This window comes from Duganella sp. FT27W (assembly GCF_009295655.1).
GTDB classification, from domain to species: domain Bacteria; phylum Pseudomonadota; class Gammaproteobacteria; order Burkholderiales; family Burkholderiaceae_D; genus Rugamonas; species Rugamonas zoogloeoides.
Window position 1 is genome coordinate 296,717 of record NZ_WHIV01000005.1, and the last position, 22,766, is coordinate 319,482.

Genomic DNA, 22,766 nt, shown 5'->3' on the forward strand with positions numbered 1-22,766 from the left:
TCATGCCATCAATTAAAGAGATCCTCAACACCATGGAATACGGCCCAGCACCCGAAAGCCAGAAAGAAGCGCAAGCGTGGCTGGAACAACACGGCCGCACCTTCGGCCTGTTCATCGACAACGCCTGGACCGACGCCGGCGCACTGTTCGCCTCCACCAACCCGGCCGATGCTTCCAAGCTGGCCGACCTCACGCAAGCGACCGGCGACGATGTCGACCGCGCCGTAGCCGCCGCGCGCCGCGCGCAGCCGGGCTGGCAGGCACTGGGCGGCCATGGCCGCGCCAAGGTGCTGTACGCGATCGCACGCCTGCTGCAAAAGCATGCGCGCCTGTTCGCGGTGCTGGAAACCCTGGACAACGGCAAGACCATCCGCGAAACCCGCGACGTCGACCTGCCGCTGGCCGCGCGCCACTTCTACTACCACGCCGGCTGGGCGCAACTGCAAGCCGAAGAATTTGCCGACTACCGCGCCGTGGGCGTGGTGGGCCAGATCGTGCCGTGGAATTTCCCGCTGCTGATGCTGTCGTGGAAAATCGCACCGGCGCTGGCTGCCGGTAACACGGTCGTGTTCAAGCCGGCCGAATTCACGTCGCTGACCGCCATGCTGTTTGCCGAAATCTGCGTGCAGGCTGGCGTGCCGGCCGGCGTCGTCAACATCGTCACCGGCGACGGCGCCGTGGGCGAAGCCATCGTCAACCACGCGGGCATCGACAAGCTGGCCTTCACCGGTTCCACCGAAGTCGGTCGCCAGATCCGCATTGCCACTGCCGGCAGCGGCAAGAAGCTGTCGCTGGAACTGGGCGGCAAGTCGCCATTCATCGTGTTCGAAGACGCGGACCTGGACGCGGCCGTCGAAGGCCTGGTCGATTCGATCTGGTTCAACCAGGGGCAGGTATGCTGCGCCGGTTCGCGCCTGCTGGTGCAGGAGTCGGTCGAAGCCAAGTTCCTGGCCAAGCTGCGCGCGCGCATGGACAAGCTCACGCTCGGTGCGCCGCTGGAAAAATCGATCGACGTCGGTGCGCTGGTCGATCCGATCCAGCAGCAGCGCATCACCGAACTGGTGGAATCGGCCCGCGCCGAAGGCTGCACCGTGTACCAGCCGGCGTGCGATATTCCCGTCGATGGCGCATGGTTCCCGCCCACGCTGATCACCGGCGCCTCCACCTCGGCTGCCGTGGCGCAGGCCGAAATCTTCGGACCGGTGCTGGTCGCCATGAGCTTCCGCACCCCGCCGGAAGCGGTACAACTGGCCAACAACACCGTGTATGGCCTGGCCGCGTGCGTGTGGACCGAGAACATCTCGCTGGCGCTCGACGTCGCGCCGCAGATCAAGGCTGGCGTGGTGTGGATTAACACCGCCAACCAGTTCGACGCCGCCTGCGGCTTCGGCGGCTACCGCGAGTCCGGCTTCGGCCGTGAAGGCGGCCGCGAAGGCATGTACGAATATCTGACCGCGCTGTCGGAAGATGCACGTCCTGCTGCGCCGGTCCTGGCTGCTCCGGCCAAGATCAAGGCGCCGGCGCCGATTGCTGCCGGTGGCGCGTTTGCCATCGACCGCACCGCCAAGATGTACATCGGCGGCAAGCAGACGCGCCCTGACGGCGCCTACAGCCGCGCAGTCCACGGTGCCGATGGCGCCTTCATCGCCGAAGTGGGCGAGGGCAGCCGCAAGGACATCCGCAACGCGGTGGAAGCGGCCCACAAAGCCGGCGGCTGGTCGAAAGCGACCGCGCACAACCGCGCGCAAGTGCTGTACTACATCGCGGAAAACCTGGCCGCACGTGGCGAGGAATTCGCGGCGCGCATTGCCGCCATGACCGGCGCCTCGAGCGCCAGCGCCGAGAAGGAAGTGCAGGCTTCGATCGAACGCCTGTTCTACTACGCAGCGTACGCCGACAAGTACGACGGCCTGGCGCACCAGCCGCCGATGCACGGTGTGACCGTGGCGCTGAACGAACCGGTCGGCGTGATCGGCATCGTGTGCCCGAACGAGGCGCCGCTGCTGGGACTGATCTCGCTCGTCGCTCCTGCCATCGCGATGGGCAACCGCGCGGTGGTGGTGCCGTCCGAAGCGCATCCGCTGTCGGCCACCGATTTGTACCAGGTGTTCGATACGTCGGACCTGCCCGGTGGCGTGGTGAACATCGTCACCGGCAGCGCCGACGAACTGGCGCGCACGCTGGCCACGCACAGCGACATCGACGCCGTGTGGCGCCACGACGGCTCGGCTGCCGGTTGCGCTGAAGTGGAGCGCCTGTCGGCCGCGTCGCTCAAGCGCACCTGGGTGGGCGGCGCCAAGGGCCGCGACTGGTATAGCACGGCCCAAGCCGGCGGCCGCGCAGTGCTGGCGCATGCGTCGCAAGTCAAGAATGTCTGGATTCCTTACGGCGTTTAACGCTTAAGGACAGGACAATCAGGGCCGGCGTTCCTTTGGAGCTGCCGGCCCGTATCACTTTCAGCACCATATTTCCAAGCGGAGAATCGCATGTTTTTACCTCAAGAGATCATACGCAAGAAGCGTGACGGCGGCATCCTGTCGGCCCAGGAGATCCAGTTCTTCGTCGGTGGCATCACCACCAAAAGCATCACCGAAGGCCAGATCGCCGCACTGGCGATGGCCGTGTATTTCAACGACATGACCATGGACGAACGCGTGGCGTTCACCTTGGCCATGCGCGACTCGGGCGAAGTGCTGGACTGGCGCTCGCTCGATTTGCCGGGTCCCGTGGTCGATAAACACTCTACCGGCGGTGTCGGTGACGTGGTCTCGCTGCTGCTGGGCCCCATGATCGCTGCGTGCGGCGGCTTCGTGCCGATGATCTCGGGCCGTGGCCTCGGTCACACCGGCGGCACGCTCGACAAGTTCGATTCGATCCCCGGCTACAGCACGGTGCCGGACAACGCCTTGTTCCGCAAAGTGGTCAAGGAAGTGGGCGTGGCCATCATCGGTCAGACGGCGTCGCTGGCGCCGTCCGACAAGATTTTCTATGGTGTGCGCGATGTCACCGCCACCGTGGAATCGGTGGCCATGATCACCGGCTCGATTCTGTCGAAAAAGCTGTCGGCCGGCCTCGATGCGCTGGTGATGGACGTGAAGACCGGCACCGGCGCCTTCATGCCCACATACGAAAAGTCGGTGGAACTGGCCGAGAGCATCGTCCAGGTGGGTAACGGCGCGGGCATGACCACGTCCGCCATCCTGACCGACATGAACGAATCGCTGGCGCCTTACGCCGGCAACGCGGTGGAAGTGCGCGGCGCAATCGACTACCTGACCGGCAAGTCGCGCCCCGCACGCCTGCACGAAGTGACGATGGCGCTGTGCGCCGAGATGCTGGTGCTGGGCAAGCTGGCTGCGACCGAAGACGAAGCGCGCGCCAAGCTGCAAGCGTCGCTCGACAGCGGCGAAGCGGCCGAACGCTTCGCCCGCATGGTCACGGCCCTGGGCGGCCCGGCCGACCTGATGGACAATCCGGACAAGTACCTGGAACGCTCGCCGATCATCGTGCCGGCGCCGGCGCTGGTATCCGGTTATGCGGCCACCACCAACTGCCGCGAGATCGGCTTGGCCGTGGTATCGCTGGGCGGCGGGCGCCGCCGCGCGGCCGACCCGATCGACTTCGCGGTCGGCCTGACCGGCCTGGCGGGCCTCGGCGACAAGATCGAAGCCGGCCAGCCGCTGGCAATGGTCCATGCGCGCACGCAGGAAGCAGCCGAGCAGGCGATCCGCGAGATCCAGGCGGCGTACCAGATCGGCGAGACGGCACCCGCCGCCAACCCGGTGGTATACCGCACGATCCGCCCGTAACCCCGAAACAGCCGGATGGCAGTGCGGGGTCAGAGCCGCGGCCAGCCGGCATCACAAAAACAAGAGGACACCATGAACAAACAAGAACTGATCGCCGAAGCCACCGCCGCGCGCCTGAAGGCTTACACGCCGTACTCCAACTTCAAGGTCGGCGCCGCGCTGCAAACCCGCGACGGCAAGGTTTTCCACGGCTGTAACGTGGAAAACGCCGCCTATGGCTTGTGCAACTGCGCCGAGCGCACGGCGTTCTTCAGCGCCTTTGCCCACGGCTACCAGCCCGGCGACTTCGACCAGCTGGTCGTGATCGGCGAGACCGACGGCCCGATCGCCCCGTGCGGCGCATGCCGCCAGGTGATCCTGGAACTGGGCGGCGACGAGCTGCCGGTGCTGCTCACCAATCTCAAGGGCGACATTTTGGAGACCACGGCAGCCGAACAGCTGCCCAACGGGTTCGGCCGCGCCGACCTGAAGAAGTAAGTCCTTGGTCTTCAAGAAGACAATCGATGTCCAGGCCGCCGTCGCCATTGCGGCGGCCGAGGCCATCGCGGCCAAGACCCAGGGCACGTTCGGTGTTGGTGGCCTGATGCTCGACCAGCACGGCAACGTGCTCAAGTCGTTGCACAACAACGTCGTTTTGCACGGCCTGGTGTTCGACCCCACCGCGCACGGCGAACGCCAGCTGATCGACTGGTACTACGCCGAACGGGCCCGGGGCCGCGCGCTGCCGCCGCCCGAAGATATCACCATCGTCACCACGCTCGACCCGTGCTGCATGTGCAGCGGCGCGATCCTGGCCGGCGGCTTCAACGTGGTGGCAGCCGCGCCCGACCGCATTGCCGGCATCAACTACGATGAGGCGGCTGTGTTCGAAGCGCTGCCGGCAGGCTTGCGCGCACAGGCGCAACGCAGCTTCAGCTACCCGGCGGTGCTGGGCGCATCGCTGTATGCGCGCGCGGGCGCCGGCGCCACGCCGCGCTCGTTCTTCATCGGTAAAACCATCGCGGAGGCCACCCAGGCGCTGTGCGCGCTGGCGTTCGAAGCCACTTCGCGCGAAGTGGTGGCGTTGTTCGGCGCCGACCGCGCGCGCGATCAGCTGCGCGACCCGGCCACGCTGGCGCCCGACCACCGCATCGTGCGCGCGCTCAAACAGCTGCATCCCGATGCGCTGACGTACCGCTGCGCACCGCATGCGCCTGACGCCGGCCTGGCGCCGTTTTTGCTGCAAGCCATGGCGCGGGACCAGGGCAATGAGAAGGAAGGTCACCACGCCAGCCACAGCGCAGGCGCCGCTGTATCCAAAGGCGACGCCGTGGCCCTGCTCGACGCCTTCGGCAACCTGCTGCTGTGCATGTCCGGCAAGCGCGCGCAGTCGGGCATCCGCACCGCGTTCATGGAAATCACGCGCGCCTACGCGCAGCTGCGCTACAAGCTGATGGACGGCGCCACGCCGGAGGAACAGGAAGAGGTGCGGCGGTACCTGGGCCACCCGCGCGAAGGCACGTTCGTGTTTGCGCACGGACCGGACCACGGCGCCGCCAGCTTCATGGACCTGGGCGCCTGGGCCTCGACCATGGAAGGCCCGCTGCCTGACCATAACCCGCACCAGTTCCAGTACGTGACGCCACGCATCGACGCAGCAGCCCTGGCCGCCCTGTGCGCGGCCATGCCACCGCTGTACCGCGACGTCATCCGCCTGCATCCTACCCAGGTCCGTGACCAGGCGCTGGTCGCTGCCCTCAAGCGCCCGGCCTGACCGCCAGAGCAAGGAGCCGCAACGCAGCGCTGGAGGTCAGGGTGGGTGCTCCATCAGGTTTGCGGGTCGTAGGTGCCGATACTCCAGATATGCCCCTCCGGATCGCGGCAGGTAAACCCCCGGCCGCCGTAGTCTTCGTCCTTGATGTCGAGCAGGATCTCGGCGCCAGCCTCGAGCACCCGGCTGTACACGTGGTCGGCGTCGTTGACGACCAGGTAGGTGCTTTGCGTGACCGCATGGCCGATGTCGGCCGGCTGTTTCATCAGGCGGCCGAACTCGGTGTTGAAGACGGAACTGAGCATGATCACGCCATTGCCGAATACCAGCTGGGCGTGGGCGATGGTGCCGTCGTCGTTGGGCACCACCAGCTGGGGTTCGAAGCCGAAGGTGTCGCTCAGCCATTTGATGGCGGCCGGCGCATCGCGGTAGCGCACGCAGGGCACGACATTGCACAAGGTTGGCTTGGGGATGCTGGTCATGGTTCCTCCAGTGCGGAAAGTGGAACTGTTTCGATCACCGAACGGGGAGCAAGTTCAATGACAATTCAGTATAGCCTGATCCCCATCAAGCGTATTCACATTTGCTGGAACTTGCCGGCATGGCCCCGGCTTACTTCCAGCAGCGCCGGATGGTTGCGTACCTTGAGCATTTGCCGGCCGCGCAGGTCGCGCGTGATGCCTTCGATGGCGTCCACCCGCACCAGGGTCGAGCGGTGGATGCGCCAGAATTCGTCGGGGTCGAGCTCGTCCGCCAGCTCCTTGAGCGGTTTGCGGATCAGCACTTCCGACTGGCCGGTCTGGACCCGCGTGTATTTTTCGTCGGCCTGGAAGTACAGCACCTCGCGCGTGCTGATCATGCGCAGGTTGGCGCCCACCACGGCCTGGATCCAGCGCAGGTAGTCGGGCGCTGCCGGCGCTGCGGACGGTCGGCCTGGCTGTGTCAGCAGCGCTTTCAGCTGGCGCTCGATGTCGGTCGGCTGGCGGCCCACCAGCTGCTGCAGGCGCGCGCACGTGGTCTTCAGGCGTTCGCTGCCCACCGGTTTCATCAGGTAGTCGAGCGCGCCCTGTTCGAAGGCCTCGATCGCGTACTGGTCGTACGCGGTGACGAACACCAGGTGGCAGCGCCTGAACAGCAGGCGCGCCGCTTCGATGCCGGACAGGCCGGGCATGCGGATGTCGAGGAAGACGATGTCGGGCTGGTGCTGGCCGGCCAGCGCCACGGCCTCGATGCCGTTGGCCGCTTCGGCCACGATGTCGAGCGCGGGCCAGGCGTCGCGCAGGCGGCTGCGCAGTTGCTCGCGCATGCCTTCCTCGTCGTCGGCGATCAGCGCGGTAGGGCGGTTCATGGCGCACCGCCGGCAAAGATGTCGGGCGCATAGGGCAGGCGGATGCTGGCGCGGGTGCCGCCGGTGAGCGGCGCCTCGATCACCAGCTGGGCGCGGTTGCCGTACAGGATGCGCAGCCGCTCGCGCACGTTGGCCAGCCCCAGGCCGTCGCCCGCGTGCACATTGAAGCCGATACCGTCGTCGAGCACATCGACTTGCAGCACCTGGCCCTCGACGCTGGCGCGGATGTCGATGCGTCCGCCCGCGATCTTCGGCTCCAGCCCGTGCTTGATGGCGTTTTCGATCAGGATCTGCAGCATCATCACCGGGAAGGTCGCGCTTTGCATCTCGTCGGGCACATCGATCGACACGGCCAGCCGGGCGCGCATGCGCGCCTGCATGATGGCCAGATACGCGCGCGACATCTCGATCTGCCGGCCCAGGGTGCCGGCGCCGCGTGCGCGCATCTGCGGCAGCGTGGCGCGCAGGTAGTCGATCAGGTTCTGGTGGATGCGCGCGGCCTGCGGTGGATCGGTCTCGATCAACTGGCCGATCAGGGCCAGGGTGTTGAACAGGAAGTGGGGCTCCACCTGCGCCTGCAGCGCGGCCATGCGCGCTTCGACCAGGCGCCGTTCCAGGCCTTCTTCGTCGGCATGGGTGGTGGCGTCGCGCGCTTCGAGTTCGGCGCGGCGCTTGCCGCCAGCGAGCACCTTCAGTCCCAGCGACAGCACGATGAAGGCGCCGGTCTGCTCGGGATGGCCGAACGGCGTCATGCCGAAGATCATGACCAGCAGCCAGATGATCACCAGCTTGCGCCATTCCACCTGGGCCAGCCAGTCGAAAAAGCGCCACCACAGGGTGGCCGTGATCTCGCCGATTTCGCGCACGATGTCGAGCGCGCCCTTGGCGTTGCTGTAGCCGGCTGCGGTCAGCCGGCCCTTTTTCATTGCAGCGGCTCCTTGATGACGCGGCCGCGCTGGCCGTCGCAGGCGCCCATCACCAGTTTCACCACCAGGAAGATGGCAAACAGGGTCAAGGCCAGCGGCAGGATGCTGACGATGAAGGCCAGCACCAGTGCGGCGCCCAGCAGCGCCGGCCAGGACAGGCGTCGGATGGTGCGCGCACCGAAGCGCAGCGCCTGGGTGAAAGCGCGGGTGATTTCATCGACGACATTGCCGGCGTTGTGGAAAAAGTTGCTCATGGTGGTCTCCCTGGTGAAGTGTCGATCAGTGTTGATGGAGTCACTGTAGCCGTGCCGGCCGTCGTCCGGGCGCGGTTTCCGATCAACTGCGGTTTTGGCGGGATCAGCGGCGATTGCGCGCGACAAGTGGGGCGAGACTGTAGCCAGGCGTGGATGGTGCGTTGCAGAAAAAAATTGTCAATTGCAAAAAATAAAGTATTCAAATTGCAATTATGGTGATATCATCGCAATTGTTGTTGTGGATATGGAATCTAACTGATCCCGATCACAACCTTCCACCAATTTTTAAGGATAAGTCACCATGATGGTTCGTACCTGTGTCGCTCTTGCCGCTTCCACCCTGTTCGCAGGCGTTGCACACGCCGCGCCATTGACGGCTGATGAAATGCTCAAGCAATTCAACGTGGTGGTGAAGGGCGATATGACTTCGACGTCGCACGTCGATGGCCGCACCTATGTCGCCGGCAACCTGCAGGGCGGCGATTATGTCCAGCACGCTTCGGACACCGCCAAGTCGGCCTATGCCGGCCTGACCGTGGGCGGCAGCGCCAGCGGCAATCTGCATGTAAACGGCCTCGGCGCCGTGGTAGGTGGCAGCGCCAACGGCATCATCGTCAACACCGGCCAGGCCTACGTGGGCGGCAGCGCCACCTCGTCGACGTTCAATGGCGACGCCTGGGTGGCTGGGGCCGCCACCAATGTCAACTTCAATGGCAAGGGCCACGCTGCCAGCTACAGTGGAACCAATAACAACCGTCCGCTGGCCTCGACCACTGCCGTGATGGACGCTGCCCGCGCCGCCGCCAACAGCACCGACTTCTCGAACGTGATCAACAATATGAGCACGAAGCTGGCGGCGCTCAAGGGCACGACCGGCACCTCGGTAGGATTCTCCAACAACGACCACAAGGTGACCTTCAGCGGCACCGGCAATGCCAGCGGCGTGCTGGTATTCGACCTGACCTCGCTCGACAGCAAGATCTTCTCGGCCAATACCAACGAGTTCGCGTTCAACCTGACCAACGCCAGCACGGTGATCTTCAACACCGACAACAAGGTCCTGTCGCTGAGCGCCAACATCCTCGCTCCAAACAGCCTGGGCAGCTCGCTGATCTGGAACTTCGCCGGCGCCACCAGCGTGACCGTGGACCGTACCTTTGTCGGCCAGGTCGTGGTCGCCGACGGTACGTTCAGCAACCTCGGCGGCGCCAATGTCGAGGGCGGCGTGTATGCCAAGGCATTCAATCAGCAGGGCGAAGTGCACTTGCAACAGTTCAGTGGCAGCCTGGCCACGGCCGTGCCGGAAGCGGAAACCTATGCCATGATGCTGGCCGGCCTGGGCATGCTGGGCTTCATGGCCCGCCGCCGCAAGCAGGGTTAAATTTGTTGGATTGTAGAAATAGAAAATGTTTTGCGTAAATATAATTTATGCTAGACTCGGGGGTTCTACCTAAAAAGGGAACCCCTGCCATGTCCGTTTCGACAATTACCGCCCGCTTCATCTCGTCTGTTGCCCTTGCCTCGGCAATGACCGTAGTTCATGCCGACGTGCTCGAGATCGACCTGGGTGGCGCCGCTGTCTATTCGTTCAACGATTTCAAGTCCGGCAGCGGCAGGGTGGATGGATCGATCCTGGCCGGCCGCGACATCAGCCTGGCCAACTATTCCGTCAATACCAGCAAAAACAGCGCCTACGGTGACTACGCCGTGGTTGCTGGCCGCGATTTCACGTTCACCGGCGGCAGCGTCGACCACGGCAGCACCTACGTGGGCGGCACCAGCTACCTGAACCAGAGCGGCACCCTGAAGGGCCCGGTCATCACCGGCGCCGCGCCAGCCGACCTGAACGCGCTGGCCACGTCGCTCACGCAAACTTCGAAGGCGCTGGCGGCGCTGACGCCTACTGCCAGTACCGAGCAAAAATGGAACGGCATCTTCATCAACGGCACCAACAGCCAGGTCGAAGTGATCAACCTCGACGCCAGCTGGCTCGATTCCAGCAGCTGGTACAGCTTCTCGAACCTGAGCGCGGGCGCCACGCTGATCGTCAACTTCCTCGGCGACAGCGCCACGTTCAAGGGCGGCTTCAGCGCGTTCGACGGCTACAACGTGCTGTTCAACTTTGCCGACGCCACCACCCTCAATTTTCAGAATGGCTTCAACGCCAACGTGCTGGCGCCCAAGGCTACCGTGACCGGTGGCAGCGGCACTATCTACGGCACGGTGGTAGTCAATGACTGGAATTCGTCGGTGACCATCGGTAACGCCGTTGGCGGGGGCTTTGCCGCCGTTGACGTGCCGGGACTGGAGCTGGTTGCCACTGCCGTGCCGGAAGCGCAAACCTGGGCCATGCTGTTGGCGGGCCTGGGTTTGATGGGCGTCGTAGCCCGCCGCCGCAAGAGTGCCTGACAAGCCGCTCAGGGCGGCGTTGCAGCGCCTTGCCGTACGTTCGTACTGCCTGCGGCGCTGCGCCTTGCCCTGAGCGGTTGTCAGGCGCTCTTGGCGCTTTCTGGTCAAACGCTGACGGCGGCGTTGCAGCGGTTGTCAGACGCTCTTGGTTGCTGCTGGCACGCTGACCGCCGCCAGCACCATATCGACGATCAGCTGTTCGGCGTCGTCGAAATCCTTTTTGCCCAGCTGCTTGCGGTTCAGCACCAGCGCCATCTGCGGTGCGAAGTCGGCGTAGGACTGGGTCATGGCCCAGATGGCGAACAGCAGGTGGGTGGCGTTGACCGGGGCGATCTTGCCGGCTGCAATCCACTGCTCGAACACCGCGATATCCTTGCGCAGCAGCGGCACCACGCGACGCTGGATCTGCGCGCCGTACAACTGGGCGCCGCTGATCACCTCCATCGCATACACGCGCGACGCCCACGGCTGCTCGCGCGAAAACTTCAGCTTGGCCTGCACATAGGCGCGCAGCACCGCCTGCGGCTCCTGGTCGCCTGCCGCCAGGCTGTCCATCCGTTCCAGCCAGTCGTCGAGCACATCGTCGAGCACGCGCTCGTACAGGGCCTGCTTGGTGGGGAAGTAGTACATCAGGTTCTGCTTCGACAGGCCGGCCCGGTCGGCAATGGTGGCGATCGATGCGCCCTCGTAGCCGCTTTCGGCAAACACGCGCACGGCCACGACTACGATGTCGGCTTCAAGCTTGTCGCGGTTGATGACGCGGCGCTTGATCCGTGGTGCTGGTGGCAGTTTGACGATCGACATGTTCAGCTCTTTCAGGCAGGACGGACCGACTGCAGGAAGTCCAGCAGTTGCGTGTGGTTGCTGTAGGCGACGTTGAAGCGGAACCAGACCGACTCGGGCGGTCGCAGCATGAAGAAATCGCACGGCGAGAGCAGGATGCCGGCCTTGAGCGCCGCATCGGCGATGGTCTTGCCGTTCCAGTCGGGGAGGGGTGAAACATCCCAGCCGGCCGAGACGAACATGCCGCCGCGCGGCTTGGCCAGCGGCGCCATGCCCGCGCTGCGCAGGCTCTCGATGGTGCGCTCGCGGCCTGCTTCGAGCTGCGCCACCAGCTTGTCCACCATGCGTTTATACGGCCGTGCGCTGATGGCGTGGTACACGGCGCGCTCGTTGATCTCGGACGTGGTCAGTCCCGCCAGCATTTTCACGCGCAGCAGCTCGGGCAGCAGCGAGGCGGACGCACAGATCGATCCCACCCGCAGCACCGGCGACAATGTCTTGGAAAAGCTGCCCACGCGGATCACCCGCCGCAGGCCGTCCATCGCTGCCAGTGACGCCTCGCCGCGCTGCGCCAGCTCGCGGTAGATATCGTCCTCCACCAGCCAGAAGTCGAACTGCTCGGCCAGGGCCAGCAGCCGGTGCGCCTGCGCGGCGCTCAGGGATGTGCCCAGCGGGTTTTGCAGCACCGTGTTGACGAACATGAGCTTGGGCTGGGTGAGGGCCGCCTGGTGCGCCAGTAGCTCGACATCGATACCGTGCTCGCCGCGCGGAATGCCGACCGCGATGCAGCCGTGGTGCAGGATCAGCGAGTGCAGGTTGCTGTAGCCGGGATCTTCGACGAACACCGTGTCGCCGGGGCGGGTGAGGGTGCGCAGGATCAGGTCGAACGCATGGGTGGCGCCGTGGGTGAGCAGGATCTGCTCGGGATCGACCGGGAACAGGTCGTCGCTGAGGGTAGCCGCCATGTGATGGCGCAGTGTGGGAAAACCCATTGAGTGGCCGTAGCCGCGCAGCCGGTTCGACGGAATGCGCATCGCATGGCGCACGGCGTCGAGCACGGTGTCGTCGCCGTACCACTCGGGCGGCAGCCAGCCCACGCCGGCCGCCAGGGCCTCGGAGACGCCCGAATACAGGTCCGGCGTGAGGGCGTCGATGGCGGTGGGCATGGTGTGCATGGCCATCGGCGTCATGGCCGGCGGCAAGTCCTGGCGCGCAACAAAGTAGCCGGAACCACGGCGCGACATCAGCAGCCCCAGCGTGACCAGGCGGTCGTACGACTCCACAACTGTAAAGGTACTGATGCCATTACACTTGGCAAACTGCCTGACCGACGGCATTTTAGTGCCGATGCGCAACTCGCGGCGGCCCACCATGGCGGCAATCGCGGCCACGATCTGCTCGACCAGGCTGCCCTTCCTGCTGCGCTCTATGGCCAATACCGGCCACGCTGCCGCACAGTCTGCTTGATCCACCACAATGCTTGCCGATTCCATCGTTGCGTTCCCCGCTAGCCAAAGCGAAACTGTACTGTTTTTACCACCGATACGGTTGGACTGTTTTACCGTCTGTGTATATGTGCCATAGTTATATCGCTGACTATTATTGCATCATCGTTTTGCCACTTGTAAAATTTTTTTACGGGTCGTCAAAAATTCCCCTTCATGGAGATATGCATGAACCTGTCCCGCCCCGACTCGATGGCATCGTTCTGGATGCCGTTTACCAACAACCGCGATTTCAAGGCTAACCCGCGCCTGCTGGTCTCCGCCGAAGGCATGTACTACAAGGATGTCGATGGCAACAGCGTCCTCGACGGCACTGCCGGCCTGTGGTGCGTACCGTGCGGCCACGCGCAGCCGAAGATCGTCGCGGCCGTGCGCGAAATGGTGGGCCAGCTCGACTTCGCTCCCACGTTCCAGATGGGCCACCCGGCCGCGTTCGAACTGGCCGACCGGTTGATGGACTACACCAGCCACCGCTTCGGCCACGTGTTCTACACCAACTCCGGTTCCGAGGCGGTGGACACCGCGCTGAAGATGGCGCTGGCCTATCACCGCGCGCGCGGCGAGGCTGGCCGCACCCGCCTGATCGGCCGCGAACGCGGCTACCACGGCGTGGGCTTCGGCGGCATTTCGGTCGGCGGCATCGCCGGCAACCGCAAGCCGTACGGCGTGATGCTGCCCGGCGTCGATCACCTGCCGCACACGCACAACCTCGAGAAAAACGCTTACACGCGCGGCGAACCGGAACACGGCTTCGAACTGGCCGACGAGCTGGAGCGCATCGTCACGCTGCACGACGCGTCCACCATCGCGGCCGTGATCGTGGAGCCGGTGGCCGGTTCCACCGGCGTGCTGGTGCCGCCCAAAAGCTACCTGAAACGCTTGCGCGAGCTGTGCACCAAGCACGGCATCCTGTTGATCTTCGATGAAGTGATCACCGGTTTCGGCCGCCTGGCCACACCGTTCGCAGCCGATTATTTCGACGTCGAACCGGACCTGATGACTACCGCCAAGGGCCTGACCAACGGCACCATTCCGATGGGCGCGGTATTCAGCAAGCAGCACATCCACGATGCGTTCATGGATGCGCCACCGGGCATTGAACTGTTCCACGGCTACACGTATTCGGGCCATCCGGTCGCCTGCGCGGCCTCGCTAGCCACGCTGGAAGTGTTCAAGGAACAGGACATTCTCGGCCACGCGGCCGGCATGGTCGAGTACTGGACCGATGCCGTGCATTCGCTCAAGGGCCTGCCGCACGTGATCGACATCCGCACCATTGGCCTGGTGGCCGGCATCGAACTGGCGCCGATTACCGGCAAGCCCGGTGCGCGCGCGTTTGCCGCGTTCAAGCAGGCGTTTGCCGACGGCGTATTGATCCGCGTGACCGGCGACATCATCGCGCTCTCGCCGCCGCTGGTGCTCGAGAAAAAACACGTCGACGAGTTGTTCGGCAAGCTGGCCACGATTTTGAAAAACCTCGATTGAAGCGGACTAACGACATGAACCAACTTGACACCATCACCCACTTCATCAACGGCGCCAAGCAGGACACGGCTTCCGGCCGTTACGCCGATGTCTTCAACCCGGCACTGGGCGAACCGGTCGCCCGCGTGGCGCTGGCCAGCGGGGAAGAGGTGGATGCCGCCGTGCGCGCAGCAGAAGCAGCGTTTCCATCGTGGTCGGCCACGCCGCCGCTGACCCGCGCCCGCGTGCTCTTCAAATACCTGCAACTGTGCCAGCAGCACGTGGACGATTTCGCGGCGGTGGTCACGCTCGAACACGGCAAGACCTTTGCCGACGCCCAGGGCGAGGTGGCGCGCGGCATCGAGATGGTGGAGTTCGCGGTCGGCATTCCGCAAATGCTCAAGGGTGAATTCACCGAACAGATTTCGCGCGGCATCGATGCGTGGTCGGTGCGCCAGCCGCTGGGCGTGGTGGCCGGCATCACGCCATTTAACTTCCCGGTGATGGTGCCAATGTGGATGTTCCCGCTGGCCATCGCCTGCGGCAATACCTTCATTTTGAAACCGTCCGAACGCGATCCGTCGGCCTCGCTCTTGCACGCCAAACTGCTCAAGGAAGCGGGCCTGCCGGACGGCGTATTCAACGTGGTGCAGGGCGATAAGCTGGCGGTCGATGCGCTGCTCGATCATCCCTCGATTCAGGCCTTGAGCTTTGTCGGCAGCACGCCGATTGCCGAATATATTTATGCGCGCGGCTGCGCGGCGGGCAAGCGCGTGCAGGCATTGGGCGGCGCCAAAAATCACATGGTGGTGATGCCCGACGCCGACATGGACATGACGGTCGATGCGCTGATGGGCGCAGCATTTGGTTCGGCCGGCGAGCGCTGCATGGCGATTTCCGTGGTGGTGGCGGTGGGCGACGCCGGCGACAAAATCATCGATGCACTGGCACAGCGCACGGCCGCACTGAAAGTGCGCGACGGCATGGCGCATGACGCCGAAATGGGGCCTGTCGTTTCCAGCGCGGCCAAGCAGCGTATAGAGAAATTGATTGGCGAAGGCGTGGAGCAGGGCGCCACGCTGGCGGTCGATGGCCGCAACCACGTGGTGCCCGAACGCGAGAACGGCTTCTTCATCGGCGGTACATTATTCGACCATGTCACGCCCGATATGAGCATCTACAAGGAAGAGATTTTCGGTCCCGTGCTGTGCATCGTGCGCCTGTCCGACGTGGGCAGCGCGGTGGAGCTGATCAACCGCAACGAGTATGGCAACGGTGTGGCGATTTACACGCGCGACGGCGGCACCGCGCGCGAGTTCGTGCGACAGATCCAGGTGGGCATGGTGGGCGTGAATGTACCGCTGCCGGTGCCTATGGCGTTCAACAGTTTTGGGGGCTGGAAGCGCAGCCTGTTTGGCGACCATCACGCGTACGGACCCGAAGGCGTGCGCTTTTACACGCGCCATAAAGCGGTGATGGAACGCTGGCCGAATACCTCCACTGCTGGCGCGGAATTTGCATTCCCTCAGATGAAGTAAGACCGCTCTTTCAGCATCACGTTCACACCAAGCATCGCAGTATCTCGCCAGGAAAAAAGAATGATGATCGAATCTCTGAACTACATGCCGCACCCAAAGGAAGCCAATGCCCAATTGGCTTCCCACTTCACCGACCTGGCGCCCGCGCTCAATGCGCGCCAGGCCGCGATCGAAAGCGCGCGCTGCCTGTACTGCTACGATGCGCCGTGCACGCGCATCTGCCCGACCGGCATCGACGTCGCCAGTTTCATCCGCAATATCCACGATGAAAACATCAACGGCGCCGCCACCGGCATCCTCAAGCAAAACATTTTGGGCGGCAGCTGCGCGCGCGTCTGTCCCACCGAAATCCTGTGCGAAGACGCCTGCGTGCGCAACCACGACGCGGAAGGGCAGCCGGTGAAAATCGGCCTGCTGCAACGCTACGCGATCGACAATATGGCGCTCTCCAATCACCCGTTTGCGCGCGCCGCATCCACCGGCAAGACCATTGCGGTGGTAGGCGCCGGACCGGCGGGCCTGTCGTGCGCGCACCGCCTGGCCATGCTGGGCAACGACGTGGTGGTGTTCGAGGCGCAGGAAAAATCGGGCGGCCTCAACGAATACGGCATCGCCAAGTACAAGCTCACCGACAATTTCGCGCAGAAGGAAGTGAACTTCCTGCTCGAGATCGGCGGCATCGAGATCCGCCATGGCCAGAAGCTCGGCGCCAACCTGCAACTGAAAGATTTACATGCGCAGTACGACGCCGTGTTCCTCGGCCTGGGCCTGGGCGCCAGCAAGCAATTGGGCCTGACCGGCGAAGATGCGCCAGGCCTGCTGGCGGCGGTGGACTACATCGCCGAATTGCGCCAGGCCAGCGACCTGACCGCGCTGCCGCTGCCATCGCGCGCCATCGTTATCGGTGCCGGCAACACGGCGATCGACATGGCGGTGCAGATCCAGCGCCTCGGCGCGGAGGAAGTGACGCTCGTGTACCGCCGTGGTTTCGAAGCGATGAGCGCGACCGAACATGAACAGCATATCGCCAAGGACAACCAGGTGCGCATGCGCACATGGGCGCAGCCGCAGCAGGTGCTGCTGGACGATGCGGGCCGCGTGCGCGGCATGCGCTTCGAGCGCACCACCGACATTGGCGGCCGTTTGACGGGCACCGGCGAGACGTTCGAGATTGCGGCCGACGCCATCTTCAAGGCCATCGGCCAGGGCATGGATGTAGCCAGCATCAGCGATCCGCTGGCGTCCACGCTCAAGCGCGACGGCGACAAGATTCATGTCGATGACCAGTTCCGCACCGTGCTGCCGAAGATTTACGCCGGCGGCGACTGCGTGGCGCCGGGCCAGGATTTGACGGTGCAGGCGGTACAACACGGCAAGCTGGCGGCCCACGCCATTCACAGCGATATCAATCTTAAACTGGAGGCCGCAAATGGCTGACCTGAGCATCGAATTTTGCGGCATCAAATCGGTCAATCCGTTCTGGCTCGCCTCCGCGCCGCCCACCGACAAGGCCTACAACGTGGTGCGCGCCTTCGAGGCCGGCTGGGGTGGCGTGGTGTGGAAAACCCTTGGTGAAGACCCGGCCGCCGTCAACGTCTCGTCGCGCTATTCGGCCCTGTACGGCAAGAACCGCGAGGTGATCGGCTTTAACAACATCGAGCTCATTACCGACCGTTCGCTCGAGATCAACCTGCAGGAAATCACGCAGGTGAAAAAGGACTGGCCCGACCGCGTGATCATCGTCTCGCTGATGCTGCCGTGCGAAGAAAAGCTGTGGGCCGATATCCTGCCGCTGGTGGAAGCGACCGGCGCCGACGGCATTGAACTCAATTTCGGCTGCCCGCACGGCATGCCGGAACGCGGCATGGGCGCGGCCGTGGGCCAGGTGCCGGAATACGTTGAAATGGTCACGCGCTGGTGCAAGACGCACAGCAAGCTGCCCGTCATCGTCAAGCTCACGCCCAACATCACCGACGTGCGCGCGCCGGCCCGTGCCGCCAAGGCTGGCGGGGCCGATGCGGTCTCGCTGATCAACACCATCAACTCGATCACGCACCTGGACCTGGACCAGATGGTGGCGTTTCCGGTGGTGGGCGGCGCCAGCACCCACGGCGGTTACTGCGGCACGGCGGTCAAGCCGATTGCGCTGAACATGGTGGCGGAAATCGCCCGCGATCCGGCCACGCAAGGCTTGCCGATTTCCGGCATCGGCGGCATCGGCAACTGGCGCGACGCGGCCGAGTTCATGGCGCTCGGTTCGGGCTGCGTGCAGGTGTGCACGGCAGCCATGCTGCATGGCTTCCGCATCGTCGAAGAGATGAAGGATGGCCTGTCGCGCTGGATGGATCAAAAGGGTTACACGAAGGTGAGCGACTTCGTGGGCAAGGCTGTGCCCAACACCACCGACTGGAAATACCTGAACATGAACTACCAGGTCATTGCCCAGATCAACCAGGACGACTGCATCAAGTGCGGCCGCTGTTACGTGGCGTGCGAAGACACGTCGCACCAGTCGATCAGCCAGCTGATCGACGCTGCCGGCGTGCGCACCTACGAGGTGATCAAGGAGGAGTGCGTGGGCTGCAACCTGTGCGAGATCACCTGCCCGGTGCAGGGCTGCATCACGATGGTGCCGCAGAAGACCGGCAAGCCGTACATGAACTGGACCCAGGACCCGCGCAACCCGCGCGCGGAGAACGTGGCGGCAGTAAAGGCGGTGTAAGAGACGGTGGCAGCAGTGTAGGTGTACTGGGTACGAAACTTGCAACGTTTGCAGGATGTTACTCGATGCAGCATGCCCGTCAACCCTTGGAGACCGTCCCGTGAATAACAGTGAACTTCCCGTCAGCCCGCAACTGTGGAACGAAGACCTGGCGCCTACCACCGCCGCGCAGCGCACGTGGCGCTGGTACCACTTTGCCGCGCTGTGGGTGGGCATGGTGATGTGCATTCCGGCGTACACGCTGTCGGCCAGTTTGATCGAAGGCGGCATGTCCGGCTGGCAGGCGGTGCTCACGGTCTTCCTGGCCAATGCCATCGTGCTGTTGCCGATGCTGTTGATCGGCCACGCGGGCACCAAGTTCGGCATTCCGTACGCAGTGCTGGCGCGGGCGTCGTTTGGCACGGCCGGCGCCAAGCTGCCGGCACTGATGCGCGCCATCGTCGCCTGCGGCTGGTACGGCATTCAAACCTGGTTCGGCGGGCAGATGATCTACACCCTGCTCGGGGTGTTGATGGGCGGCGAGATCGGCGGCGACAAGATCGCAGTGTTGGGCATCAACGCTGCGCAGCTGCTGTGTTTCCTGGGCTTCTGGGCCATTCAGCTGTACTACATCGTGCACGGCATGGAATCGATCCGCAAACTGGAAACCTACACCGCGCCGCTGAAAATCCTGATCTGCTTCGTGCTGCTGGCATGGGTGCACAACAAGGCCGGCGGCTTCGGCGACCTGCTGTCGGCGCCATCGCAGTTCGTCGAGGGCGGTAAAAAGGCCGGCCAGTTCTGGTCCGTGTTCTGGCCATCGCTGACCGCCATGGTGGGATTCTGGGCCACGCTGGCATTGAACATTCCCGACTTTACCCGCTTTGCCAAAACCCAGCGCGACCAGGTGGTGGGTCAAACCGTGGGCTTGCCGGTGCCGATGGCACTGCTGTCGATGATGGCGGTGATCGTCACGTCGGCCACGGTGGTGCTGTACGGCAAGGCGATCTGGGACCCGGTGGACCTGGCCAGCCGCATGACCGGCGTGGCAGTGCTGGTGGCGCTGATTATCCTGCTGATCGACACGGTGTCGGTCAACCTGGCCGCCAACCTGGTGGGGCCGGCATACGATTTTTCGGCGCTGGCGCCCAAGCGCATCACGTACCGCACCGGCGGCTACCTGACGGCGGCCATCGCCATCGTCATGATGCCGTGGAAGATACTGGAATCGACCCAGGGCTATGTGTTCACCTGGCTGATCGGCTACTCGGCGCTGCTCGGCCCCATTGCCGGCATCCTGATCGTCGATTACTACCTGGTGCGCAAGACGGAACTCGATGTGGCGGAGCTGTACCGCGAGCGCGGCCAGTACTCGTATCTCAGTGGGCCAATGAGTGGCTGGAACATGGCGGCGCTGGTGGCGTTCATCGTCGGCGTGCTGCCCAATATTCCCGGCTTCCTCAATGCTGCGTTCCCGGCGTCGTTCCCGGACGTGGGCGACGGTTTTAAAACGATCTATACCTACGCGTGGTTTGTTGGTGTTGCCATCTCCGCCGTGGTGTACGGGATCATGATGAAGGGGAAAACCGTGCCCGCCGTCGGCGCGCCGGCCCACCCCTAAGGAGACTGCAATGACTACCATTATCCGTGGCGGCACCGTCGTCAACGCCGACCGTGCTTTCCGCGCCGATGTGCTGTGCTACGGCGACAAGATCGTGGCCGTGGGCGAGAACCTCGATGCACCAGCATCGGCCAAGGTGATCGACGCCACCGGCCAGTACGTGATGCCGGGCGGGATCGACACCCACACGCACATGAACCTGCCGTTCATGGGCACCGTCACGTCCGACGATTTTTTCACCGGCACGGCGGCCGGCCTGGCCGGCGGCACCACCACCATCATGGACTTCGTCATCCCCGCGCCGCAGCAGAACCTGATCGAGGCTTATCACCAATGGCGCGAGTGGTCGGCCAGGTCGGCCGGTGACTACACCTTCCACGTGGCCATCACGTGGTGGGACGACACCGTGCACCGCGACATGGGCATCCTGGTGCGCGACCATGGCGTCAACAGTTTCAAGCACTTCATGGCGTACAAGAACGCCATCATGGCCGACGACGAGACGCTGGTGAAAAGCTTCCGCCGCTCGCTCGAACTCGGCGCGATTCCGACCGTGCACGCGGAGAACGGTGAGCTGGTGTACCAGCTGCAGCAGGATTTGTTGAAGCAGGGCCTGACCGGTCCCAGCTCGCATCCGCTTTCGCGCCCTCCGGCCGTGGAAGCGGAAGCGGCCAACCGCGCGATTGCGATTGCCAACGTATTGAATACCCCGGTGTACATCGTCCACGTCTCCTGCGAAGAGTCGCTCGAGGCGATTACCCGTGCGCGGTCGCACGGCCAGCGCGTGTATGGCGAGGCGCTGGCCGGTCACCTGGTGATCGACGACAGCGTGTACCAGAGCGAGGATCTTGAATTTGCGGCCGGCCACGTGATGAGCCCACCGTTTCGCAGCAAGCACCACCAAAAGGCGTTGTGGAACGGTCTGCAGAGCGGCAACCTGCACACGACCGCCACCGACCATTGCACGTTCTGCGCCGCGCAAAAAGCGGCCGGCAAGGATGACTTTACCAAGATCCCGAACGGCTGCGGCGGCGTGGAAGACCGCATGTCGGTGGTATGGGATGCGGGTGTGAATACCGGCGTGCTCACGCCGTCGGAATTCGTGCGCGTCACGTCCACCAACGCCGCGCAAATTTTCAACATCTACCCGCGCAAGGGCGTGATTGCCGTGGGGGCGGACGCCGATATCGTGGTGTGGGACCCGCAAGGAACCCGCACCATTTCAGCCAAAACGCAATTTGCCAAGGGCGGCTTCAATGTGTTCGAGGGGCGCACCGTCAAGGGCATCCCGTCAACCACGCTGGCGGCGGGCAACGTGGTATTCCATCGCGGCGAACTGATGGCGGTGGAGGGCGCTGGCCGCCACATCGACCGTCCCGCCTTCACAGCATCCACACGAGGACTCTGACTATGACTGACATGCGCATCAATGGCGACCGCCTGTGGGCGGCGCTGATGGAACTGGCACAAATCGGCGCCACCGCCAAGGGCGGCGTCAAGCGCCTGGCGTTGACGGACCTGGACAAGCAGGGCCGCGACCTGGTGGTCAAGTGGGGCAGGGAAGCAGGGATGTCGATCACGATCGACCAGATCGGCAACGTGTTCATGCGCCGCGACGGCACCAACAACGCGCTGCCGCCGGTGATGACCGGCAGCCATATCGACACCCAGCCCACCGGCGGCAAGTTCGATGGCAACTACGGCGTGCTGGCCGGGCTGGAAGTGGTGCGCACCCTGAACGACAGGAACATCAAGACCGAGGCGCCGATCGAAGTGGCCTTCTGGACCAACGAGGAAGGCTCACGCTTCGTGCCGGTGATGATGGGCTCCGGCGTCTTCTGCGGCGCCTTCAGCCTGGAGACCGCGTACGCGGCCAAGGACACCGACGGCAAGACCGTGGGCGAGGAACTGGAACGCATCGGCTACAAGGGCGACCAGGTGCCGGGCCAGCATCCGATCGGCGCATATTTCGAAACGCATATCGAACAGGGCCCGGTGCTGGAGGACGCCGACAAGGTGATTGGCGTGGTGCCGGCCGTGATGGGGCTGTCGTGGTACGACTGCGTGGTGACCGGCATGGAAGCCCACGCCGGCCCCACGCCGATGGGATTGCGCAGGGATGCCTTGCAGGTGTCCACGGTGATCATGCAGGAAGTGGTAGCGATTGCCAACCGCTACCCGCCGTACGGCCGTGGCACGGTGGGCATGGTGCAGGTGTTCCCCAACAGCCGCAACGTGATCCCGGGCGAAGTCAAATTCAGCATCGACCTGCGCAACGTGAACGATGAACTGCTCAACACCATGCACGGCGAGCTACTGGCGTTCATCGACAAGACCCAGAGTGATTCCGGCTTGAGCATCGCGCTCGAACGCGTGTCGTACTACCCGCCATGCCCGTTCCACCCGGACTGCGTGGACGCGGTGCGCAGCGCCACCGCCAAACTCGGATACTCGACCATGGACGTGGTCTCGGGCGCCGGCCACGACGCCATCTACGCCGCCCGCCTGGCGCCATCGGGCATGATCTTCGTGCCGTGCAAGGACGGCATCAGCCACAACGAAATCGAAGACGCCAAGCCGGAGCACCTGGAGGCGGGGTGCAATGTGCTGTTGCATGCGATGCTGGAGCGGGCGGGCATAGTGTAATCTGGTGGTTTA

General features: G+C 64.2%; 19 protein-coding genes. 13 read left to right on the plus strand and 6 right to left on the minus strand.

Going from position 1 to position 22,766, the window contains the following annotated elements:
* Positions 1-2 precede the first annotated feature (2 nt).
* From F8197_RS23355 to F8197_RS23370, 4 genes are all read left to right on the plus strand, one after another.
* Positions 3-2,396 (plus strand): aldehyde dehydrogenase family protein, encoded by a 2,394-nt coding sequence (locus F8197_RS23355; protein WP_373996958.1) that lies wholly within the window; start codon positions 3-5, stop codon positions 2,394-2,396.
* 90 nt (positions 2,397-2,486) lie between these two features.
* Positions 2,487-3,809 (plus strand): thymidine phosphorylase, encoded by a 1,323-nt coding sequence (gene deoA, locus F8197_RS23360; protein WP_152883947.1) that lies wholly within the window; start codon positions 2,487-2,489, stop codon positions 3,807-3,809.
* Between the two features lie 15 nt (positions 3,810-3,824).
* Positions 3,825-4,286: a cytidine deaminase gene (locus F8197_RS23365; RefSeq protein WP_152883949.1), complete on the plus strand. Its 462-nt coding sequence runs from the start codon at positions 3,825-3,827 to the stop codon at positions 4,284-4,286.
* A gap of 4 nt (positions 4,287-4,290) precedes the next feature.
* Positions 4,291-5,562 (plus strand): nucleoside deaminase, encoded by a 1,272-nt coding sequence (locus tag F8197_RS23370; RefSeq protein ID WP_152883951.1) that lies wholly within the window; start codon positions 4,291-4,293, stop codon positions 5,560-5,562.
* Between the two features lie 53 nt (positions 5,563-5,615).
* Here the strand turns inward: F8197_RS23370 and F8197_RS23375 are convergent, their stop codons facing one another.
* The 4 genes from F8197_RS23375 to F8197_RS23390 form a co-directional block, all read right to left on the minus strand.
* A complete protein-coding gene (locus F8197_RS23375; RefSeq protein WP_152883952.1) occupies positions 5,616-6,041 on the minus strand; it encodes a VOC family protein in 426 nt (141 codons plus the stop codon).
* A 95-nt stretch (positions 6,042-6,136) separates the two neighbouring features.
* Complete coding sequence (locus F8197_RS23380; RefSeq protein WP_152883954.1) at positions 6,137-6,907, minus strand: LytTR family DNA-binding domain-containing protein; 771 nt, start codon at positions 6,905-6,907, stop codon at positions 6,137-6,139.
* Positions 6,904-7,833 carry a sensor histidine kinase gene (locus F8197_RS23385; protein WP_152883955.1) on the minus strand — a complete coding sequence of 310 codons (930 nt, stop codon included), beginning with the start codon at positions 7,831-7,833 and terminating at the stop codon, positions 6,904-6,906. The genes F8197_RS23380 and F8197_RS23385 overlap by 4 nt, the downstream gene beginning before the upstream one ends.
* A complete protein-coding gene (locus tag F8197_RS23390) occupies positions 7,830-8,087 on the minus strand; it encodes a hypothetical protein (protein ID WP_152883957.1) in 258 nt (85 codons plus the stop codon). The genes F8197_RS23385 and F8197_RS23390 overlap by 4 nt, the downstream gene beginning before the upstream one ends.
* A gap of 301 nt (positions 8,088-8,388) precedes the next feature.
* Between F8197_RS23390 and F8197_RS23395 the strand changes: the two genes are divergently transcribed.
* Both F8197_RS23395 and F8197_RS23400 read left to right on the plus strand, forming a co-directional pair.
* Positions 8,389-9,468, plus strand: a complete 1,080-nt coding sequence (locus F8197_RS23395) for a collagen-binding domain-containing protein (protein WP_227012379.1) — start codon at positions 8,389-8,391, stop codon at positions 9,466-9,468.
* Positions 9,469-9,614: 146 nt separating this feature from the next.
* Positions 9,615-10,496, plus strand: a complete 882-nt coding sequence (locus F8197_RS23400; RefSeq protein WP_193333546.1) for a choice-of-anchor A family protein — start codon at positions 9,615-9,617, stop codon at positions 10,494-10,496.
* A 135-nt stretch (positions 10,497-10,631) separates the two neighbouring features.
* Here the strand turns inward: F8197_RS23400 and F8197_RS23405 are convergent, their stop codons facing one another.
* On the minus strand, positions 10,632-11,300 hold the full coding sequence (locus F8197_RS23405) for a TetR/AcrR family transcriptional regulator (RefSeq protein WP_152883961.1): 669 nt from the start codon (positions 11,298-11,300) through the stop codon (positions 10,632-10,634).
* A gap of 11 nt (positions 11,301-11,311) precedes the next feature.
* Positions 11,312-12,772, minus strand: coding sequence for a PLP-dependent aminotransferase family protein (locus F8197_RS23410; RefSeq protein WP_152883962.1), 1,461 nt, complete (start codon positions 12,770-12,772; stop codon positions 11,312-11,314).
* Between the two features lie 180 nt (positions 12,773-12,952).
* On the opposite strand from F8197_RS23410, the gene F8197_RS23415 reads away from it, so the two are divergent.
* The 7 genes from F8197_RS23415 to F8197_RS23445 are packed head-to-tail and all read left to right on the plus strand — an operon-like array spanning position 12,953 to position 22,754.
* Positions 12,953-14,269, plus strand: coding sequence for an aspartate aminotransferase family protein (locus F8197_RS23415; protein WP_152883964.1), 1,317 nt, complete (start codon positions 12,953-12,955; stop codon positions 14,267-14,269).
* A 14-nt stretch (positions 14,270-14,283) separates the two neighbouring features.
* Complete coding sequence (locus tag F8197_RS23420) at positions 14,284-15,786, plus strand: CoA-acylating methylmalonate-semialdehyde dehydrogenase (protein WP_152883966.1); 1,503 nt, start codon at positions 14,284-14,286, stop codon at positions 15,784-15,786.
* A 60-nt stretch (positions 15,787-15,846) separates the two neighbouring features.
* Positions 15,847-17,223 carry an NAD(P)-dependent oxidoreductase gene (locus F8197_RS23425; protein WP_152883967.1) on the plus strand — a complete coding sequence of 459 codons (1,377 nt, stop codon included), beginning with the start codon at positions 15,847-15,849 and terminating at the stop codon, positions 17,221-17,223.
* Positions 17,216-18,508, plus strand: coding sequence for an NAD-dependent dihydropyrimidine dehydrogenase subunit PreA (gene preA, locus F8197_RS23430; RefSeq protein ID WP_152883969.1), 1,293 nt, complete (start codon positions 17,216-17,218; stop codon positions 18,506-18,508). The genes F8197_RS23425 and preA overlap by 8 nt, the downstream gene beginning before the upstream one ends.
* Before the next feature lie 55 nt (positions 18,509-18,563).
* The gene (locus tag F8197_RS23435) at positions 18,564-20,108 is read left to right on the plus strand and encodes an NCS1 family nucleobase:cation symporter-1 (RefSeq protein ID WP_227012380.1); all 1,545 of its coding nucleotides are present in this window, start codon (positions 18,564-18,566) and stop codon (positions 20,106-20,108) included.
* Between the two features lie 10 nt (positions 20,109-20,118).
* Positions 20,119-21,516: a dihydropyrimidinase gene (gene hydA, locus F8197_RS23440; protein ID WP_152883970.1), complete on the plus strand. Its 1,398-nt coding sequence runs from the start codon at positions 20,119-20,121 to the stop codon at positions 21,514-21,516.
* 2 nt (positions 21,517-21,518) lie between these two features.
* The gene (locus F8197_RS23445; RefSeq protein WP_152883972.1) at positions 21,519-22,754 is read left to right on the plus strand and encodes a Zn-dependent hydrolase; all 1,236 of its coding nucleotides are present in this window, start codon (positions 21,519-21,521) and stop codon (positions 22,752-22,754) included.
* Positions 22,755-22,766: the final 12 nt, after the last annotated feature.

Excerpts from the sequence above, each read along its gene's own strand:
- F8197_RS23380 (WP_152883954.1), bottom strand. The coding sequence starts at position 6,907 with ATGAACCGCCCTACCGCGCTGATCGCCGACGACGAGGAAGGCATGCGC.
- hydA (WP_152883970.1), top strand. The coding sequence starts at position 20,119 with ATGACTACCATTATCCGTGGCGGCACCGTCGTCAACGCCGACCGTGCT.
- F8197_RS23435 (WP_227012380.1), top strand. The coding sequence starts at position 18,564 with ATGTTACTCGATGCAGCATGCCCGTCAACCCTTGGAGACCGTCCCGTG.
- F8197_RS23425 (WP_152883967.1), top strand. The coding sequence starts at position 15,847 with ATGATGATCGAATCTCTGAACTACATGCCGCACCCAAAGGAAGCCAAT.
- F8197_RS23365 (WP_152883949.1), top strand. The coding sequence starts at position 3,825 with ATGGCAGTGCGGGGTCAGAGCCGCGGCCAGCCGGCATCACAAAAACAA.
- F8197_RS23400 (WP_193333546.1), top strand. The coding sequence starts at position 9,615 with ATGACCGTAGTTCATGCCGACGTGCTCGAGATCGACCTGGGTGGCGCC.
- F8197_RS23355 (WP_373996958.1), top strand. The coding sequence starts at position 3 with ATGCCATCAATTAAAGAGATCCTCAACACCATGGAATACGGCCCAGCA.
- F8197_RS23375 (WP_152883952.1), bottom strand. The coding sequence starts at position 6,041 with ATGACCAGCATCCCCAAGCCAACCTTGTGCAATGTCGTGCCCTGCGTG.
- F8197_RS23410 (WP_152883962.1), bottom strand. The coding sequence starts at position 12,772 with ATGGAATCGGCAAGCATTGTGGTGGATCAAGCAGACTGTGCGGCAGCG.
- F8197_RS23395 (WP_227012379.1), top strand. The coding sequence starts at position 8,389 with ATGATGGTTCGTACCTGTGTCGCTCTTGCCGCTTCCACCCTGTTCGCA.
- F8197_RS23385 (WP_152883955.1), bottom strand. The coding sequence starts at position 7,833 with ATGAAAAAGGGCCGGCTGACCGCAGCCGGCTACAGCAACGCCAAGGGC.
- F8197_RS23445 (WP_152883972.1), top strand. The coding sequence starts at position 21,519 with ATGACTGACATGCGCATCAATGGCGACCGCCTGTGGGCGGCGCTGATG.
- preA (WP_152883969.1), top strand. The coding sequence starts at position 17,216 with ATGGCTGACCTGAGCATCGAATTTTGCGGCATCAAATCGGTCAATCCG.
- F8197_RS23390 (WP_152883957.1), bottom strand. The coding sequence starts at position 8,087 with ATGAGCAACTTTTTCCACAACGCCGGCAATGTCGTCGATGAAATCACC.
- deoA (WP_152883947.1), top strand. The coding sequence starts at position 2,487 with ATGTTTTTACCTCAAGAGATCATACGCAAGAAGCGTGACGGCGGCATC.
- F8197_RS23420 (WP_152883966.1), top strand. The coding sequence starts at position 14,284 with ATGAACCAACTTGACACCATCACCCACTTCATCAACGGCGCCAAGCAG.
- F8197_RS23415 (WP_152883964.1), top strand. The coding sequence starts at position 12,953 with ATGAACCTGTCCCGCCCCGACTCGATGGCATCGTTCTGGATGCCGTTT.
- F8197_RS23405 (WP_152883961.1), bottom strand. The coding sequence starts at position 11,300 with ATGTCGATCGTCAAACTGCCACCAGCACCACGGATCAAGCGCCGCGTC.